Genomic DNA, 16,470 nt, shown 5'->3' on the forward strand with positions numbered 1-16,470 from the left:
GTGTTCACGTTTCTTCAATTTTTTTCAACAAACCCAACCGTGCAGCGCCGCGCGAGCCCTCAGGCGCCACGCAACGCCATGCGAATCTCGCGCGCCAATGCGGCTCGCAACTCCGGGCGTACATAGCGCCCCACCCTGACCGATCGACCCTGACCCGAGACCTCGATCAGCGAACGATCGCTGGCCTGCGGTTCGACCCGCACCTGGTGCGGCAGAAATTCCGTGCGCTCGTAGTCGCCACCGTTCTCGAGTTCCACCACCAGCCGGCCGCCCTGCAGCGCAATCCGTTCTCCATCGGTTGCGTGCCGTGCGTACAGCATGAACGCGAAACCCACCGCGGCCAGTTCGAGCCAGGCAAAAGGCAGAACCAGCGGCGCACCGAGCATCCAGAAGACCGCGCCGATACCGAGCGATACCACGCACAGCGAGGCGTAGAGCCAGCCCAGCTGGCTCGGCGTCACCGAGCAATTGCGCTTCAGGAACCAGTGGATGTTCTGGCCTGAAACGGTGGCAAAACGAAACACGGAATTCGACACGGGCGAGTTCAGCAAATCGGTGCGTCGACGGCTGCCCAACCCCTTGTCTCCACAGGATCGGACAGACCTCGTTCGCGGAACACTACCCGCGAGTTTCACGCAACGGCGGATTGTAGCGGGTAGACACAGGCGCCCGGTCGCGGATGCGCGGCTGGCCGGGCGCGCCGATCAGGCGCCGGGCCGCCCGCGCTGCAGCATCGAGCGCATCTCGCGCAGCGATACCGCGCTCTCGGCCGAAAGTGCCACGCGCGGCGCGGGCTTGAAGGCATGGCCGTAGATGACCTCGAAGGTCAGCGCGATGCGCCCGCCGCCCTCCTGCGCCGGCGCCAGTTCGGGCAATGCGTGCTTGAGCGCCTGGTGCCATGCCTTGCCCCGAAGCGCCGGGAAGCGCGCGGGATGCAGGTTGCGCCCGAGCGTGCGCAGCTCGGCCAGTGCCGCTTCGGGCGTGGCCCAGGTGAGCACGATGCGTTCCATGTCCATCACCGGCTCGGCGAAGCCGGCATGCACCAGCATGTCGCCCCAGTCGTGCATGTCGGTGTATTCGTGGCCCGCGGCCGGCCAGCCCAGGCGCGCGTGCAGCGCCCGCAGCTCGCGCACCGTGTCGGGGCCCAGGCACGAGAACATCAGGAAGCCGTCGGTCGCCACCAGCCGGTGCCAGCGCGCGATGAGCGCCTCGGGGTCGGCCGCCATGTGCAGCGACATGTTGGCCCAGAGCAGGTCCACGCCGTCTTCCGGCGGTGCGTCGAAGCGCAGCTTGCTGCCCTGCCAGCGTCGCGCGCTCCACCAGGGCGCGGCCAGCGCCTCGCCGGCCGCAGCGGCCAGGTTCGCTTCGGGTTCGATCACGAAGCAGGCGGCTTCGCGGTAGCGCCGGGCCACCAGCTCGTGCGCCTCGAGGCCGCCGCGCAGCGGCGCCCAGTCGGCCCAGGTGCGCGGCTGCGCCTTGATCCATTGCAGCCGGTCTTCCATGCGGCGGCCGATTTCCTCGTGCAGCCAGGGCGAGCCGTCGGCGGGCGCGAGCCGGCTCCAGCGTGCGGCCGCCGTGGGATCGATGGTCGGCGGTCTTCTTGCGGGGTCGGTGGCCATGGGGCCGTGAGTATATTGAGCCCATGTTCAGCCGTTGGGCCGACCGGCCTTTGACCTCTCTGCTCGCACGGCTGCCCAGCCAGTGCGAGGTGTGCCGCGCATGGCCCTCGCGCCGCATCTGCGATGCCTGCGTGGCGCGCTTCGCGCCGCCGGCCGCGCGCTGCGGCAGCTGTGCCCTGCCGGTGCCCGAGGGCGTGGCGCGGTGCAGCGAATGCATGCGCGATCCGCCGCCGCTCGATGCCTGCTTTGCAGCCTGCGCCTATGCGTGGCCCTGGCCCGATTGCATCGCTCAATTCAAGTTCCACGGCGAGGCCGGCTGGGCCGGGCCGCTCGCCACGCTGATGCGCAGCGTGCCGTGGGTGGAGCCGGCGCTGGAGCAATGCGACCGGGTGATACCCATGCCGATGGCGCCGGCCCGGCTGCGCGAGCGCGGCTTCAACCAGGCGCTCGAACTGGCGCGCCGGCTCGCGCCCGCCAAGACCGACGCGGCGCTGCTGCTGCGTACCCGCGAGACGCCGGCGCAGAGCGGCCTCGCGCGCGCCGAGCGCCTTGGCAACCTGCGCGGCGCCTTCGCGGTAGAGCCCTTGCGCGCCCACGAGCTGCAAGGCCGGCGCGTGGTGCTGGTCGACGACGTGATGACCAGCGGTGCCTCGCTGTTCGCGGCCGCCGCGGCACTGCGGCTGGCCGGCGCGGTGCACGTTACGGCCCTGGTGTTCGCCCGCACCGATCCGCCGCATTGAGCACCGCGACAATCGGCGCATGTTCCATATCGTCCTGGTCCAGCCCGAAATCCCGCCGAACACCGGCAACGTGATCCGCCTTGCCGCCAACACCGGCTGCACGCTCCACCTGGTCGAGCCGCTGGGTTTTTCGATGGATGACCGCCTGCTGCGCCGCGCCGGGCTCGACTATCACGAATATGCCGAAGTGAAGCGCCACGCCGGCTGGCAGGCGCTGCTCGAGGCCGAGCGGCCGGCCGCTGAGCGCATGTTCGCGCTCACCACGCGCGGCACGCGGGCCGTGCACGACGTGCGCTTCCAGCCGGGCGACTGGCTGGTGTTCGGCTCGGAGACCAGCGGCCTGCCCCCCGCTGTACGCGAGGGCTTTGCCGAACCGCAGCGCCTGCGGCTGCCGATGCGCGAAGGACAGCGCAGCCTGAATCTGTCGAATGCCGTGGCGGTGACCGTCTTCGAGGCCTGGCGCCAGAACGGCTTCGGCTGAGCCGAGGCCTCAGCGGTAGCGGCGCACCACCGATTCGGCCACGCAGGCCGGCTTGGCCACGCCTTCGAGCTCGATCGTGGCTTCCAGGTCATCTGGATGCCGTCGTCGGCGATCGGCTCCGCCGTGAGCAGCTTCATGCGCGCGCGCAGCCGCTTGCCCACCGGCACCGGCGACATGAAGCGCACCCGGTTCAGCCCGTAGTTCACGCCCATGCGCGACTCGACCACATCGAGCGCCGTCTCGAAGAAACGCGGCAGCAGCGACAGCGTCAGGAAGCCATGGGCGATCGGCCCGCCGAAGGGCCCGGCCTTGGCGCGCTCGACGTCGACATGGATCCACTGGTGGTCGCCCGTGGCCTCGGCGAACTGGTTCACCTGCGCTTGCGTGATGGTGATCCAGTCGCTCACGGCAATTTCCTGGCCGACGCAGGCCGCAAGATCCTGGAGCGTCTGGAATGTCTTTTTGGTCATGCGGGGCATTCTGGCGCCAAGGCCGGCGGCGCGGCTGTCGGCCTTGCGACAGCCGCGATCCTCAGCCTTCCAGCCAGTCGCAGATCGGCTGCCACTGCGCCAGGTCGCGCTGCACCCGGCCCGGCGCGATGTCGAACAGCGTGAGCCCGCGCGCGGCCAGCTGCACGTAGTTCTGCGTGTCGCGCAGCTCGCCCAGCACCGGCACGCCAAGGCTGGCGATGAACTCGTGCAGCCGGTCGGCCGCCAGGGTGCGGGCGTTCACGCGCATGCCCACGAGGCTGATCCTTGTCTTTTCGGCGCGGCGCTGTTCCTTCAGCCGGTCGAGGAAATCGCGCGTGGCGTAGATGTCGAAGATGCTCGGCTGCAGCGGCACGATCACCCGGTCGGCCAGCGCCAGCACCTCCTTGAAGCGCCAGCCGTGCAGGCCTGCGGGGGTGTCGAGCACCGCATGCGTGGTGCCGCGCGGCGGCCGCACCACGGCGCTGTCGCCGGTGGCTTCCCAGGTGGCGATGGCCCGCGCCTGCGGGGGGCGCAGGCCCAGCCAGAGGCGCGAGGACTGCTGGCGGTCCACGTCGCCCAGCATCACCGCATGGCCGCGGCTCGCAAAGTAGCCCGCAATGTTGGTTGCGAGCGTCGATTTGCCCACGCCACCCTTGGGATTGGCGACCAGAACCACCGGCATAGCATCTCCTCCAGAGCTGGAAACCTCCGCATCGTAGCGACACGGGATGCGTTCGGCCCCGGCAAGCACCCAACCTGCGCTATGTTCGCGGCATGACGACAACAACATCGGCCGCCGGCGACACCGGCGGCATCTACGTGCTCGCGGCCCATCCGCACTGGCGCGACTCGCGCGTGAACCGGCGCATGCTGGCCGCCGCGCGCGGCGTGCCGGGGGTCGATGTCAACGACATCTACGGCAGCTACCCGGACTTCTCGATCGACGTCGAGGCCGAACACGCCCGGCTCGCCAGGGCCAGCCTGGTGGTGCTGCTGCACCCGATCCAGTGGTATTCGATGCCGGCGCTGCAAAAACTCTGGCTCGACGACGTGCTCAGCTACGGATGGGCCTACGGCCCAGGCGGCACGGCCCTGCAGGGCAAGGACTGCTGGCTGGTCGCCACCACGGGAAGCCCCGAGGCGAGCTACCACCCCCAGAGCTACCACCGCTATTTCTTCGACGCCTTCCTGCCGCCCTACGAGCAGACCGCGGCGCTGTGCGGCATGCGCTTCCTGCCGCCGCTGGTCTTGCACGGCGCGCGCAGCGCCGCGGAGGACGAGGTGGCGGCACACGTCGAGGTGTTCGCCCAGCGGCTCGGCAGCTACCCGCAATGGCCCGAGCTCGAGGAGCTCGACGCCTGCGTGGCCTGCCCGGTGCCCGAAACCGACCGCCCGGGCGAAGCCGATGGCCTGGACGAGGCGGCGTCTGCCGCCAACGATGAACAGAACGACGAAAAAGGCATGGCCTGAGCATGGAACACGCACCCGCCTGGCTGACCAACAGCCTGATCTACCTGGGCGCCGCCGTGCTGGTGGTGCCGCTGTCCAAGGCGCTGGGCCTGGGCTCCATCATCGGCTACCTCGTGGCCGGCATCGCGATCGGCCCGTGGGGGCTCGGGCTCGTCTCCAGCGTGGAGGACGTGCTGCATTTCGCCGAGTTCGGCGTGGTGCTGATGCTGTTCCTCGTGGGCCTGGAGCTCGAACCCAAGCGCCTGTGGAACCTGCGCCGGCCGATCTTCGGCTGGGGCACCGCGCAGGTGCTGAGCTGCGCCGCGGTGCTGTTTGCCGTCGGCTTTGCCGCGGGCGTGGCGTGGCGGGTGGCGCTGGTGGCGGCGCTCGGCCTGGCGCTGTCTTCCACCGCCATCGCGCTGCAGGTGCTGGGCGAACGCAACCTGCTGAAGACCCCGAGCGGCCAGGCGGGCTTCTCGATCCTGCTGTTCCAGGACGTGGCGGCCATTCCGATCCTCGCGCTGCTGCCGCTCTTGGCCGGCGCCACGGCGGCCGAGCAGTCGCTCAGCGGGCTGGACCGCACGCTCGAGGGCCTGAAGATCGTCGGCGTGATCGCCGGCATCATCCTCGGCGGCCGGCTGGCCCTGCGTCCGCTGCTGCGCTGGATCGCGCGCAGCAACACGCCCGAGATCTTCACCGCCGCGGCGCTGCTCCTGGTGGTGGCCATCGCCGCGCTGATGCAGTTCGTGGGCCTGTCGATGGCGCTGGGCGCCTTCCTTGCCGGCGTGCTGCTGGCCGAGAGCGAATACCGGCGCGAGCTCGAGACCGACATCGAGCCCTTCAAGGGCCTGCTGCTGGGCCTGTTCTTCATTGCCGTGGGCATGTCGATCAACTTCGGCGTGCTGATCGCGAGCCCGGGGCTGATGGCGCTGCTGGTGGTCGGCTTCATGGCCATCAAGCTGGCCGTGATCTACGCGCTGGCCAAGGCCATGGGCCTGGCCTACCAGGAGCGGCCGGTGTTCACGCTGCTGCTGGCGCAAGGCGGCGAGTTCGCGTTCGTGGTGTTCCAGGCCGCGGGCCCCGACGTACTGCCGCCCGAGACCACCTCGCTCCTGATCGGCGCGGTGGCGCTGTCGATGCTGCTGTCGCCGCTCCTGCTGGTGCTGCTCGACAAGTTCGTGCTGCCGCGCTACAGCCGCAGCAACGGCACGCAGCTGGAAGAAATTTCGGAGCAGCAGGACGCCAAGGTGCTGATCTGCGGCTTCGGGCGCTACGGCCAGATCGTGGGCCGCATGCTGATATCGCAGGGCCTGCGCGTGACGGTGCTCGACCACGACGCCGACACCGTGGAGGGCCTGCGCCAGTTCGGCTTTCGCGTGTTCTACGGCGACGCGACGCGGCTGGACCTGCTGCGCACCGCGGGCGCCGGCACGGCCAAGGCCATCGTGGTGGCGGTGGACGACATCGAGCAGTCGCTGGAGATCGTCGATCTCGTGAAGGAGCACTTTCCGAAGGCCCGCATCATCGCGCGGGCGCGCAACGTGAACCACCTGTTCCAGCTGCGCGACCGCGGCGTGACGGACGTGGAGCGCGAAGTGTTCGAGTCGTCGCTGCGCAGCGCGCGCACCGCGCTCGAGGCGCTGGGCTGGCCGGCGCACGAGGCGCGCGAATCGGCCATGCGCTTTCGCCGCCGGAACCTCAAGCTCGGCGACGAGATGTACCCGCACTACAAGGACCGCGCCCAGCTGATCGCGGCCAGCAAGGCCGGCCGCCAGCAGTTCGAGGAACAGATGGCGCGCGAACGCGAGGAACGGCAGCGCCGCTCGGGCCTCGACTGGGACCTGATCGAGGAAAAGGAAGAGGCGGACGCGTAGCCCGCGCTGGGCCCCGCCTACTGGCGCTCAGCCCTCCAGCTTCAGCAGCCTGACCGCATTGCCCTTCAGGATGCCCGGCATCACCTCGGGCTTGAAGCCGGCCGCCTCGAAGTCCTTCATCCAGCGGTCGGGCGTGATCAGCGGATAGTCGCTGCCGAACAGGATGCGGTCCTTCAGCAGCGTGTTGGCGTACTGCACCAGCTGCTTCGGAAAGTACTTGGGGCTCCAGCCCGACAGGTCGATCCAGACGTTGGGCTTGTGCGTGGCCACGCTCAGCGCCTCGTCCTGCCAGGGAAAGCTGGGGTGCGCCATCACGATCTGCATGTCGGGAAAGTCGATGGCCACGTCGTCCAGGTGCATCGGGTTGCTGTACTCCAGCCTGAGGCCCCCGCCGCAGCGCATGCCCGAGCCGATGCCGCTGTGGCCGGTGTGGAAGATGGCCGGCAGCTTGTGCTCGGCAATCACCTCGTACAGCGGCCAGGCCATCTTGTCGTAGGGGTGGAAGGCCTGCACCGTCGGGTGGAACTTGAAGCCCTTCACGCCGTGCTCCTCGATGAGCCGGCGCGCCTCGCGCGCTCCCATCTTGCCCTTGTGCGGATCGATGCTCGCGAAGGCGATCATCATGTCGCTGTTCTTCTGCGCGGCTTCGGCGATTTCCTCGTTCGGGATGCGGCGGCGGCCCATGTTCGATTCGGCATCGACCATGAACATCACCAGCCCGATCCTGCGTTCGCGGTAGTAGGCCACGCTCTCGGCAATGGTGGGCCGGCCGCTGGAGCCGAAGTACTTGTCGGCGGCGCGGTCGTATTCCTCGCCGTAGTTGTCGAAGGGGTTCCAGCAGCTCACTTCGGCGTGGGTGTGGATGTCGATGGCGATCAGGTTCTGGTGGTCCATGTCGTTGTCTCCAGTACGGGTAAGTCCCTAGGGATCGGGGGTCTCAAGTGCCTTGAATTGATTATTTATCATAACCATAATCCAACTCACACACGAATGCAATCATGACCAATCCCGACCTCCAACTCGACATCCGCGACGACGTGGCCATCGTCCGCCTGACGCGCGGCGCCAAGCGCAACGCGCTCTCGGACAGCCTGATCCTCGCGCTGCGCAATACCTTCGAGACGCTGCCTTCCACGGTGCGCGCCGCGGTGCTCGACGGCGAAGGCCCGCACTTCTGCGCCGGCCTCGACCTGAGCGAGCTGAAGGAGCGCGACGCCGGCCAGGGCATGCAGCACTCGCGGCTGTGGCACGGCGCGCTCGACCTGATCCAGCACGGCCCGGTGCCGGTGATCGCGGCGTTGCACGGCGCGGTGGTGGGCGGCGGCCTCGAGCTGGCGAGCGCCTGCCACATCCGCGTGGCCGACCGCAGCACCTTCTACGCGCTGCCCGAAGGCTCGCGCGGCATCTTCGTGGGCGGCGGCGGCTCGGTGCGCATTCCCAAGCTGATCGGCGTGGCGCGCATGACCGACATGATGATGACCGGCCGCGTCTACAACGCCGAGGACGGCGAGCGCGCCAACTTCGCGCAGTACCTGGTCGACGAGGGCGCGGCCTTCGACAAGGCCTTCGAACTCGCCAAGCGCGTGGCCACCAATGCGCCGCTGACCAACTACGCGCTGATGCATGCGCTGCCGCGCATTGCCGAGCAGTCGGCCGACCACGGCTTCTTCACCGAGGCGCTGATGTCCGGCATCGTGCAGAACGCGCCCGAGGCCAAGGCGCGCGTGCGCGATTTCCTCGAAGGCCGCGGCGCCAAGGTGAGCAAGGAATGACCACCATCCGATACCGTCCGCTGGCCTTCGGCGTCACGCGCGCCGTGCTGCGCCAAGGTGCGCCGGGCACCCAGTACCTGCGGGCCGAAACCCAGCTCGCGCCCTACCGCGACCGCATGACCGACCGCCTCGCGCACTGGGCCGAGCAGGCGCCCGAGCGCACCTTCATCGCCCGCCGCGAACGGCTGGCCGATGGCAGCACCGGCGACTGGCAGCGCGTGAGCTACGCCGAGGCGCTGCACAAGGCGCGCGGCATCGGCCAGGCGCTGCTCGATCGCGGCCTGAGCGCGGAGCGCCCGGTCGCGATCCTGAGCGAGAACGGTATCGAACATGCGCTGATGGCGCTCGGCTGCCTCTACGCGGGCGTGCCGTACTGCCCGGTGTCGCCGCCCTACTCTGTGGTGAGCCAGGACTTCGAGAAGCTGCGCCACGTGCTGGACACGCTCACGCCGGGCCTGGTGTTCGCGGCCGATGCCGCGCGCTTCGGCCGCGCCATTGCCGCCACCGTGCCTGCCGGGACCGAAGTGGTGATCGCTGAAGGCGCGCTCGAAGGCCGCGACGCCACCTCGTTCGATGCGCTGGCCGCCACGCCGGCCACGCCCGCCATCGATGCCGCGATGCGCGCCACCGGCCCCGACACCATCACCAAGTTCCTCTTCACCTCGGGCTCCACCAAGATGCCCAAGGCGGTGATCAACACGCACCGCATGTGGTGCGCCAACCAGCAGCAGCTGCGCCAGTCGATTCCCGCCCTGGGCGAGGAGCCGCCGGTGCTGGTCGACTGGCTGCCCTGGAACCACACCTTCGGCGGCAACCACAACGTGGGCATCGTGCTGGACAACGGCGGCACGCTCTACATCGACGACGGCAAGCCCACGCCCGCCGGCATGGCCGAGACGCTGCGCAACCTGCGCGAGATCGCGCCCACCATCTACTTCAACGTGCCGACCGGCTTCGAGGCCATTGCGCACGCCATGGAAACCGATGCGGTGCTGCGCCGCAACCTGCTGTCGCGCGTGAAGATGTTCTTCTACTCGGGCGCCGCGCTCTCGCAGCCCGTGTGGGACAGCCTGCACAAGACGCAGGAGTCCGAAGTCGGCGAGCGCATCGTGATGGGCACGGGCCTGGGCATGACCGAATCGGGGCCGTTCGCGCTCTACGTCACGGGGCCCGAGGTCAAGTCGGGCGACGTGGGCCTGCCCGCGGCCGGCATCGAGCTCAAGCTGATCGAGGTCGACGGCAAGACCGAGGTGCGCTACCGCGGCCCCAACATCACGCCCGGCTACTGGCGCGCGCCCGAGGCCACGGCCGAGGCCTTCGACGACGAGGGCTTCTTCTCGACCGGCGACGCGGTGAAGTGGATCGACGAGTCGAACATCCACCGCGGGCTGCGCTTCGACGGCCGCATTGCCGAAGACTTCAAGCTCGCCACCGGCACCTTCGTGAGCGTGGGTCCGCTGCGCGCCAAGATCATCGCGGCCGGCGCGCCCTACGTGCAGGACGCGGTGCTGACCGGCATCAACCTGAAGGAAGTCGGCGCGCTGGTCTTTCCGACGCAGAAGGTGCGGGAACTGGCCGGCCTGTCCGAAGGCGCATCGATGCAGCAGGTGCTCGAAAGCGCGCCGGTGCAGGCGCACTTCCAGCAGGTGGCCAATGCGCTGGCGGCCATGGGCACCGGCAGCGCCAACCGCATCGCGCGGCTGCACCTGATGGCCGAGCCGCCTTCCATCGACAAGGGCGAAGTGACCGACAAGGGCTCCATCAACCAGCGCGCCGTGCTCAAGCACCGCGCCGAGCTCGTCGAGGCGCTGCATGCCGACACCCTGCCCTTCACCCTGAAGCCCCGCTGAACCACCACCCGAGGAGACACACACCATGAAGATCGAAGGACAAGCCGCACTCGTGACCGGCGGCGCATCGGGCCTGGGCGAAGCCACCGCGCGCGAACTCGCGCGCCTGGGCGCCAAGGTGGCGGTGCTCGACCGCAATGCAGAGCTCGCCGCCAAGGTGGCCGCAGAGATCAGCGGCGTCGCGTGCGTCTGCGACATCACCGACACCGAGAGCGTCAATGCCGCGCTCGACAAGGCCGCGGCCGCACACGGCCCCGCGCGCATCCTGATGAACGTGGCCGGCATCGGCAGCGCCAAGCGCATCGTCGGCAAGGACGGCAACCCCGCGCCGCTCGAAGACTTCGTGCGCGTGGTCAACATCAACCTGGTCGGCGGCTACAACATGGCGCGCCTCTTTGCTGCACGCTGCGCCAAGCTTGACGCGCTCGACAACGGCGAGAAGGGCGTGATGCTCTTCACCGCCTCCGTCGCGGCCTTCGACGGCCAGGTGGGCCAGCAGGCCTACAGCGCCTCCAAGGGCGGCCTCGTGGGCATGACGCTGCCGATGGCGCGCGACCTCGCGCAGCACGCGATCCGCGTCTGCACCGTGGCGCCAGGCCTCTTTGCCACGCCGCTCCTGATGGAGCTGCCCGAAGCCGTGCAGCAATCGCTGGCCGCATCGATCCCGTTTCCGCCGCGCCTGGGCAAGCCTTCGGAATTTGCCGAGCTGGCCTGCCACATCGTGACCAATGGCCACCTCAACGGCGAAGTCATTCGCCTCGACGGCGCCCTGCGCATGGCGCCGCGCTGATTTTCAGCCCCAGCAAACAGAGAGCCCCGCAAGGCAAGGAGACAACACCATGACCAACAGACGCCAATTCGTGCAGGCACTCGGCGGCGCAGCCGCGCTCGGCGCCCTGCATCCGCTTGCCGCACTCGCCCAGGCCGTGCAGCAGGCCAAGATCTACTACGGCTTTCCGGCCGGCAGCGCGGGCGACAGCGTGGCGCGCCGGGTGGCCGAGAAGCTGGGCGACACGCCCTATTCGAAGATCAACGCGGTGGTCGAGAACAAGCCCGGCGCGGGCGGGCGCATTGCGCTCGACACGCTCAAGGGCTCGCCGGCCGACGGCTCGGTGCTGTGCCTCGCGCAGGCCTCGGCGCTTTCGACCTACCCGCACATCTACACCAAGCTGAGCTACAGCCTTGCCGATTTCGCGCCGGTGTCCATCGGCGCCGTGATGACGCACGGCCTGGCCGTCGGCCCGATGGTGCCGGCCAGCGTGAAGACGCTGAAGGACTACATCGCCTGGGCCAAGGCCAACCCCGGCCAGGCCAGCTACGGCTCGCCGGGCGCGGGCTCCACGCCGCACTTCCTGGGCGCGCTGCTGGGCCTGAACACCGGCACCGACCTGCGCCACGTTCCCTACCGCGGCTCGCTGCCGGCCATCAACGACGTGGTGGGCGGGCAGATCGCCTCGAGCATGACGCCCGTGGGCGACTACCTGCCCTTTGCCAAGGCCGGCAAACTGCGCGTGCTCGCCACCTCGGGCGCGCAGCGCGCGGCCTACCTGCCCGACGTACCCACCTTCACCGAACAGGGCTTCCCCGAGATCGTGGCCGACGAATGGTTCGGCTTCTTCGCGCCGGCCAAGACGCCCGCCGCCGTCATTGCCACCGCGAGCACGGCGATCCAGGCCGCGCTCAAGGACAAGGCCGTGGCCGAGGGCCTGCTGTCGGTCGGCCTGGTGGCCCACGGTTCCTCGCCCGAGGACATGAAGAAATCGCTCCAGTCCGAATACGAGCGCTGGGGCCCGCTGGTCAAGAAGATCGGCTTCACCGCCGAGTCCTGACGCACCCATGGATTACCGCCCCCGCCCCGAAGACAGCCGCTTCATCCTGAACGCGGTGCTCGACGCACCTTCGAAGCTGCGCGCCCTCGCGCCCTTCGCCGAGGTCGACGAAGCGCTGCAGCAGCAGGTGCTCGAGGAAGCGGCGCGCTTCGTGGCCGAGGCGGTGGCGCCCATCAACCGCGGCGGCGACGAGACCGGCTGCCGCTTCGCCAACGGCGAGGTCGCCACGCCGCCCGGGTTCCGCGCGGCCTACCAGGCCTTCGTCGATGGCGGCTGGCCCAGCTTGTCGGCCGCGCCTGAAGACGGCGGCCAGGGGCTGCCGGCCGTGCTCGAGGCCATCCTCTACGAATGGCTGAGTGCGGCGAACCATGGCCTCACGATGGCACCGGGCCTGCTGCACGGCGCCTATGCCTGCCTCAAGCACCACGGCAGCGACGAACTGAAGGCGCTCTACCTCTCGAAGATCGCCACCGGCGAATGGCTCGCCACCATGTGCCTGACCGAAGCCCATGCGGGCAGCGACCTGGGCCAGGTGCGCACGCGCGCCACGGCGCAGGCCGACGGCAGCCTGCGCGTGAACGGCGGCAAGATCTTCATCTCGGGCGGCGAGCACGACCTCACGCCCAACATCGTGCACCTGGTGCTGTGCCGCATGCATGGATCGGAAGTACAGGCGCCCGCCGGTCCCAAGGGCCTGTCGCTGGTGCTCGTGCCCAAGCTGCTGCCGGACGGCACGCACAATGCGGTGCACTGCGAGCGCATCGAGGAGAAGATGGGCCTGCACGGCAGCCCCACCTGCACGATGCGCTTCGACGACGCCACCGGTTGGCTGGTCGGCGAGCCGGGCCGCGGCCTGGCCGCGATGTTCGTGATGATGAATGCGGCGCGCCTGCATGTGGCGCTGCAGGGCATCGGCCTGCTCGACGCCGCCTGGCAGAAGGCCGACGCCTATGCGGCCGAGCGCCGCCAGATGCGCGCGCCCGGCACCGTGCCCGCCAGCCGCGGCAGCGAGGCCGCGGACCTGATTGCCGAGCATCCCGCGATCCGCCGCATCCTCGATACCCAGCGCGCCTGGATCGACGGCGCGCGCACGCTCGCCTACCGCAGCGCGCTGATGCTCGACGTGGCCGCGCACGATGCCGATGCCAAGGCGCGCGAACGCGCGCAGCGCTGGTGCTCGCTGGTCACGCCCGTGCTCAAGGCAGCCTGCACGCAGCAGGCCTTCCATGGCGCGAGCGAATGCCTGCAGGTGTTCGGCGGCCACGGCTACGTGCGCGAATGGGGCATCGAGCAGATCGTGCGCGACGCGCGCGTGACCATGATCTACGAGGGCACCAACGAGATCCAGGCCATCGACCTGCTGGTGCGCAAGGTGCTGCCCGACGGCGGCGCCGCCATGTCGGCCGTGCTGCTCGAACTGCGCGACACGCTCGACGCCTCGCGCGACGCCGATGCCGACGTGCAGCGCCGGCTCGCGCAGCTGCGCTACCTGGGCACCACCATCGCGATGGCCGCGCATGCCAACCCCGTGCTGCCCTACGAAGTGGCCGACGATTACCTGCGCGCCGTGATGCTCGCGATGCTGGCCTGGGCCTGGGCGCGCATCGATGCGGCCGAGGCGCCGGAGGCCGAGCGCGCCGCCAGGGCCGGCCCGGCGGCCGCGCTGCGGCGCTGGGTGCTGCCCGAATTCGACATGCGGCTGGCCATCGTCAAGCGCGCCTGCGAAGGTGTCGCCATGACGCACCACGCCGCAAAAACCCCGGCCGCCGCGCGCTGACGGAAGCCCGGTCGGGCCGGCCACGAGTTACGCTCGGGCCATGCCCCGTCCATCCAAGAACAGTCCCGCCAAGGCAGAGCCGGCCGCAGCGCCAAACGGCAAATCGGAGCGGCTCGACGCCCGCATGCTGGAAGCCCTGGTCGGCTACAACGCACGCCGCGCCTGGCTCATCGTGAGCAGCGTGTTCGCCGACCGCATGGCGCCGTACGGCCTCAAGCAGATCGACTTCTCGGTGCTGTCGCTGCTGGCGCACAACCCGGGCGCCACCTCGCGCCAGCTGTGCAACACGCTCGACATCCTGCCGCCCAACCTGGTGAGCCTGGTCGCCACGCTCGACAGCCGCGGACTCATCGAGCGCCGCCCGCATCCGCACGATGGCCGCGCGGTGGGCCTGCACCTCACCGAGGCCGGAGAAAAGCTGATTCGCGAGGCCGAGCAGACCGTGACGCAGCTCGAGGCCGACGCCAGCGCCCGGCTCACGGCACGCGAGCGCGAAACGCTGATCCGGCTGCTGCAGAAGATCTACCTCTAGGCTGCTCCAAGGTATTCCCGTCCGAGGATTCATCCATGCAGATCGGTGCCAAAGAAGCCAAGCGTCGTACCGAGCCGGAGGCCTGGGAACAGAAGAAGCCAATGGCTCAGCGCAAGCGAGAGTTCTGCGAAACGTACAAGGATTGGATTGCCGTACAGAACGATCTGGTCGATCGCATTGGCGTCTTCGGCGAAGAGTTCAGGCCTTGGTGAAAAGAGCGCACGGTAGCCAGCCCAGGGTGGGTGCTGACCAGGTGCGCCTCCGGCGCTAAAGCCCCCGCTCCACCATGTCGATCAGCCGCTGCCCCAGCGCATGGCTGGACTGCGCATCCATGCCCTTGAGCGGTCCTTCGATGATCAGCAGCGCCAGGCCGTGCACGGCCGACCAGGCCAGGTATTCGGCGTTGGGGCGGTGCGAAGGGTCGAGCGCACCTGCTTCCACGAGCCGGTCGATCGCCGCGCCCAGCAGCTGGAACGGATCCTTGCCGCTGGCCCCCTCCTTTCCCGGCCCCACCTCGCCTTCGGCGTCTTCCGACGACACCACGAAAGCGGTGCGGAACAGGCCCGGCTCGGCCTGGGCAAAGCGCAGGTAGCCGGTGCCGATGGCCCGCACCTGCGCCCGCGCGAAGTCGACGGGCGGCTGGTCGCAGGGCAGCACCGCCAGCTCCTTTTCCATCGCACTGGCCGCCGCCGACAGCGCGGCCGCGCGCACCGCCAGCAGCAGCTCCCGCCGGCTCGCGAAATGGCGGTAGGCCGCGTTGGGCACCACGCCCGCGCGGCGCGTCACCTCGCGCAGCGCCACCGCATCGGGGCCGCCGTCGCGCGCCAGTTCGATCCCAGCGTCGAGCAGCGCGCGGCGCAGGTCGCCATGGCGGTAGGTGCTGCGGGCCGCGGGCGGGCTCGGGGCTGGCGGGACGATGCGGGGGCTCATCAGGAATCTCCATGTGGACAGTGTCCATTATATCTGCTATTCTTTGTGGACGGTGTACACAAACTTAGTTATTCCGTATGCGCGCAGGTCTCTGCGCATCCTTTCATCCTCAGTCCAAAGGAAACGCCATGAAAGTCCAGTCCTATCTGTCGTTCGAAGGCCGCTGCGACGAAGCGCTCGCGTTCTACAAGAAGGCGCTCGGCGCCGAAGTCGTGCAGCTCATGCGCTACAGCGAGGCGCCGCAGATGCCGCCCTCGTCCGATGCCGACGCCAGCTGCGGCGGCGGCGCGCCGGCGGCCGACAAGGTGATGCACGCGGTGGTGCGCATCGGCGAAACCGAGCTGATGGCCTCCGACGGCCGGTGCTCGGGCCAGCCGGAGTTCAAGGGCATCATGCTGGCCCTCACCGCCGCCACCGACGCCCAGGCGCGCCAGTGGTTCGATGCGCTGGCCGACGGCGGCCAGGTGATGCAGCCGCTGATCCCGACCTTCTTCAGCTCCAGCTTCGGCATGCTCACCGACCGTTTCGGCGTGGGCTGGCTGCTGGTGGTGCACGCCGGCCAGTAACCCGTCGCCGCGACGCCCGCTCCCGCTCCAGGAATACCTTCATGCTCAAGAAAATCGTCTTCGCCATCCTCGCGCTGATCGCGATCGTGCTCATCTACGCCGCCGTCCGCCCCGGCAGCTTTCGCGTCGAGCGCACGGCGCGCATCGCGGCGCCGGCCGAGAAGATCTTTCCGCTGATCAACGACTTCCACCGCTGGGGCGAGTGGTCGCCCTACGAGAAGCTGGACCCGGGCATGAAGCGCGCTTTCGGCGGGGCACCCGCCGGCCGGGGCGCGACCTACGCGTGGGAAGGCAACGACAAGGCGGGCGCGGGCCGCATGGAAATCGCCGAGTCCACGCCGGCTTCGAGGATCGCGATCCGGCTCGATTTCATCAAGCCCTTCGAAGCCCGCAACATGGCCGAGTTCACGCTGCAGCCGCAGGACGGCGCGACACAGGTGACCTGGGCCATGCACGGCCCGAGCCCCTACGTCGCAAAGCTCATGGGCATCTTCTTCAACATGGACCAGATGATCGGCAAGGACTTCGAAACCGGCCTTGCCAACCTCAAGACGGCCTCCGAAAAATAACCCCCGAAAGGA

General features: G+C 69.2%; 18 protein-coding genes and 1 pseudogene. 13 read left to right on the forward strand and 6 right to left on the reverse strand.

Annotated elements, in window-relative coordinates:
• Positions 1-59: 59 nt before the first annotated feature.
• Both ACAM58_RS21765 and ACAM58_RS21770 read right to left on the reverse strand, forming a co-directional pair.
• Entirely contained in the window at positions 60-536 is a 477-nt protein-coding gene (locus ACAM58_RS21765) for a DUF2244 domain-containing protein (protein WP_026284244.1), read from the reverse strand.
• Between the two features lie 168 nt (positions 537-704).
• Positions 705-1,619: a class I SAM-dependent methyltransferase gene (locus tag ACAM58_RS21770; RefSeq protein WP_018906707.1), complete on the reverse strand. Its 915-nt coding sequence runs from the start codon at positions 1,617-1,619 to the stop codon at positions 705-707.
• 23 nt (positions 1,620-1,642) lie between these two features.
• On the opposite strand from ACAM58_RS21770, the gene ACAM58_RS21775 reads away from it, so the two are divergent.
• Positions 1,643-2,359: a ComF family protein gene (locus ACAM58_RS21775; protein ID WP_369663550.1), complete on the forward strand. Its 717-nt coding sequence runs from the start codon at positions 1,643-1,645 to the stop codon at positions 2,357-2,359.
• A gap of 19 nt (positions 2,360-2,378) precedes the next feature.
• On the forward strand, positions 2,379-2,840 hold the full coding sequence (gene trmL / locus ACAM58_RS21780) for a tRNA (uridine(34)/cytosine(34)/5-carboxymethylaminomethyluridine(34)-2'-O)-methyltransferase TrmL (protein WP_015867166.1): 462 nt from the start codon (positions 2,379-2,381) through the stop codon (positions 2,838-2,840).
• Positions 2,841-2,849: 9 nt separating this feature from the next.
• Here the strand turns inward: trmL and ACAM58_RS21785 are convergent.
• Positions 2,850-3,319: pseudogene (locus ACAM58_RS21785) on the reverse strand (MaoC family dehydratase).
• A 52-nt stretch (positions 3,320-3,371) separates the two neighbouring features.
• The gene (locus ACAM58_RS21790; RefSeq protein ID WP_018906704.1) at positions 3,372-3,992 is read right to left on the reverse strand and encodes a ParA family protein; all 621 of its coding nucleotides are present in this window, start codon (positions 3,990-3,992) and stop codon (positions 3,372-3,374) included.
• A 92-nt stretch (positions 3,993-4,084) separates the two neighbouring features.
• Here ACAM58_RS21790 and ACAM58_RS21795 point away from each other — a divergent pair, with 92 nt between their 5' ends.
• Complete coding sequence (locus ACAM58_RS21795; protein ID WP_018906703.1) at positions 4,085-4,780, forward strand: NAD(P)H-dependent oxidoreductase; 696 nt, start codon at positions 4,085-4,087, stop codon at positions 4,778-4,780.
• A gap of 2 nt (positions 4,781-4,782) precedes the next feature.
• Positions 4,783-6,633: a glutathione-regulated potassium-efflux system protein KefC gene (gene kefC / locus ACAM58_RS21800; RefSeq protein ID WP_018906702.1), complete on the forward strand. Its 1,851-nt coding sequence runs from the start codon at positions 4,783-4,785 to the stop codon at positions 6,631-6,633.
• Between the two features lie 27 nt (positions 6,634-6,660).
• Here the strand turns inward: kefC and ACAM58_RS21805 are convergent, their stop codons facing one another.
• Positions 6,661-7,527, reverse strand: a complete 867-nt coding sequence (locus ACAM58_RS21805) for a 4-hydroxyphenyl-beta-ketoacyl-CoA hydrolase (RefSeq protein ID WP_015867171.1) — start codon at positions 7,525-7,527, stop codon at positions 6,661-6,663.
• A 104-nt stretch (positions 7,528-7,631) separates the two neighbouring features.
• Here ACAM58_RS21805 and ACAM58_RS21810 point away from each other — a divergent pair, with 104 nt between their 5' ends.
• From ACAM58_RS21810 to ACAM58_RS21840, 7 genes are read left to right on the forward strand one after another with little or no spacing between them, the layout of a single operon-like run.
• On the forward strand, positions 7,632-8,405 hold the full coding sequence (locus ACAM58_RS21810) for a crotonase/enoyl-CoA hydratase family protein (RefSeq protein WP_018906701.1): 774 nt from the start codon (positions 7,632-7,634) through the stop codon (positions 8,403-8,405).
• Positions 8,402-10,255: a feruloyl-CoA synthase gene (locus tag ACAM58_RS21815; RefSeq protein WP_018906700.1), complete on the forward strand. Its 1,854-nt coding sequence runs from the start codon at positions 8,402-8,404 to the stop codon at positions 10,253-10,255. The genes ACAM58_RS21810 and ACAM58_RS21815 overlap by 4 nt, the downstream gene beginning before the upstream one ends.
• 25 nt (positions 10,256-10,280) lie before the next feature.
• Positions 10,281-11,045 carry an SDR family NAD(P)-dependent oxidoreductase gene (locus tag ACAM58_RS21820; RefSeq protein ID WP_018906699.1) on the forward strand — a complete coding sequence of 255 codons (765 nt, stop codon included), beginning with the start codon at positions 10,281-10,283 and terminating at the stop codon, positions 11,043-11,045.
• Between the two features lie 49 nt (positions 11,046-11,094).
• A complete protein-coding gene (locus tag ACAM58_RS21825; RefSeq protein ID WP_018906698.1) occupies positions 11,095-12,084 on the forward strand; it encodes a Bug family tripartite tricarboxylate transporter substrate binding protein in 990 nt (329 codons plus the stop codon).
• A 7-nt stretch (positions 12,085-12,091) separates the two neighbouring features.
• Positions 12,092-13,861, forward strand: coding sequence for an acyl-CoA dehydrogenase family protein (locus ACAM58_RS21830; protein ID WP_018906697.1), 1,770 nt, complete (start codon positions 12,092-12,094; stop codon positions 13,859-13,861).
• A gap of 40 nt (positions 13,862-13,901) precedes the next feature.
• Positions 13,902-14,393, forward strand: a complete 492-nt coding sequence (locus ACAM58_RS21835) for a MarR family winged helix-turn-helix transcriptional regulator (RefSeq protein ID WP_018906696.1) — start codon at positions 13,902-13,904, stop codon at positions 14,391-14,393.
• 35 nt (positions 14,394-14,428) lie between these two features.
• Positions 14,429-14,605, forward strand: coding sequence for a hypothetical protein (locus tag ACAM58_RS21840; RefSeq protein WP_015867178.1), 177 nt, complete (start codon positions 14,429-14,431; stop codon positions 14,603-14,605).
• A gap of 55 nt (positions 14,606-14,660) precedes the next feature.
• On the opposite strand, the gene ACAM58_RS21845 is transcribed toward ACAM58_RS21840, so the two are convergent.
• The gene (locus ACAM58_RS21845; RefSeq protein ID WP_018906695.1) at positions 14,661-15,323 is read right to left on the reverse strand and encodes a TetR/AcrR family transcriptional regulator; all 663 of its coding nucleotides are present in this window, start codon (positions 15,321-15,323) and stop codon (positions 14,661-14,663) included.
• A 128-nt stretch (positions 15,324-15,451) separates the two neighbouring features.
• Here ACAM58_RS21845 and ACAM58_RS21850 point away from each other — a divergent pair, with 128 nt between their 5' ends.
• Both ACAM58_RS21850 and ACAM58_RS21855 read left to right on the forward strand, forming a co-directional pair.
• Positions 15,452-15,889, forward strand: coding sequence for a VOC family protein (locus ACAM58_RS21850; RefSeq protein ID WP_018906694.1), 438 nt, complete (start codon positions 15,452-15,454; stop codon positions 15,887-15,889).
• A gap of 41 nt (positions 15,890-15,930) precedes the next feature.
• A complete protein-coding gene (locus tag ACAM58_RS21855) occupies positions 15,931-16,458 on the forward strand; it encodes an SRPBCC family protein (protein WP_015867181.1) in 528 nt (175 codons plus the stop codon).
• The last annotated feature ends 12 nt before the right edge of the window (positions 16,459-16,470 follow it).

This window comes from Variovorax sp. V116, from assembly GCF_041154435.1.
Taxonomy (GTDB): domain Bacteria; phylum Pseudomonadota; class Gammaproteobacteria; order Burkholderiales; family Burkholderiaceae_C; genus Variovorax; species Variovorax paradoxus.

Coding starts and splice junctions, on each gene's coding strand:
- ACAM58_RS21840 (WP_015867178.1), top strand. CDS start 14,429: ATGCAGATCGGTGCCAAAGAAGCCAAGCGTCGTACCGAGCCGGAGGCC.
- ACAM58_RS21805 (WP_015867171.1), bottom strand. CDS start 7,527: ATGGACCACCAGAACCTGATCGCCATCGACATCCACACCCACGCCGAA.
- ACAM58_RS21845 (WP_018906695.1), bottom strand. CDS start 15,323: ATGAGCCCCCGCATCGTCCCGCCAGCCCCGAGCCCGCCCGCGGCCCGC.
- ACAM58_RS21790 (WP_018906704.1), bottom strand. CDS start 3,992: ATGCCGGTGGTTCTGGTCGCCAATCCCAAGGGTGGCGTGGGCAAATCG.
- kefC (WP_018906702.1), top strand. CDS start 4,783: ATGGAACACGCACCCGCCTGGCTGACCAACAGCCTGATCTACCTGGGC.
- ACAM58_RS21795 (WP_018906703.1), top strand. CDS start 4,085: ATGACGACAACAACATCGGCCGCCGGCGACACCGGCGGCATCTACGTG.
- ACAM58_RS21810 (WP_018906701.1), top strand. CDS start 7,632: ATGACCAATCCCGACCTCCAACTCGACATCCGCGACGACGTGGCCATC.
- trmL (WP_015867166.1), top strand. CDS start 2,379: ATGTTCCATATCGTCCTGGTCCAGCCCGAAATCCCGCCGAACACCGGC.
- ACAM58_RS21770 (WP_018906707.1), bottom strand. CDS start 1,619: ATGGCCACCGACCCCGCAAGAAGACCGCCGACCATCGATCCCACGGCG.
- ACAM58_RS21850 (WP_018906694.1), top strand. CDS start 15,452: ATGAAAGTCCAGTCCTATCTGTCGTTCGAAGGCCGCTGCGACGAAGCG.
- ACAM58_RS21775 (WP_369663550.1), top strand. CDS start 1,643: ATGTTCAGCCGTTGGGCCGACCGGCCTTTGACCTCTCTGCTCGCACGG.
- ACAM58_RS21815 (WP_018906700.1), top strand. CDS start 8,402: ATGACCACCATCCGATACCGTCCGCTGGCCTTCGGCGTCACGCGCGCC.
- ACAM58_RS21825 (WP_018906698.1), top strand. CDS start 11,095: ATGACCAACAGACGCCAATTCGTGCAGGCACTCGGCGGCGCAGCCGCG.
- ACAM58_RS21820 (WP_018906699.1), top strand. CDS start 10,281: ATGAAGATCGAAGGACAAGCCGCACTCGTGACCGGCGGCGCATCGGGC.
- ACAM58_RS21830 (WP_018906697.1), top strand. CDS start 12,092: ATGGATTACCGCCCCCGCCCCGAAGACAGCCGCTTCATCCTGAACGCG.
- ACAM58_RS21855 (WP_015867181.1), top strand. CDS start 15,931: ATGCTCAAGAAAATCGTCTTCGCCATCCTCGCGCTGATCGCGATCGTG.
- ACAM58_RS21835 (WP_018906696.1), top strand. CDS start 13,902: ATGCCCCGTCCATCCAAGAACAGTCCCGCCAAGGCAGAGCCGGCCGCA.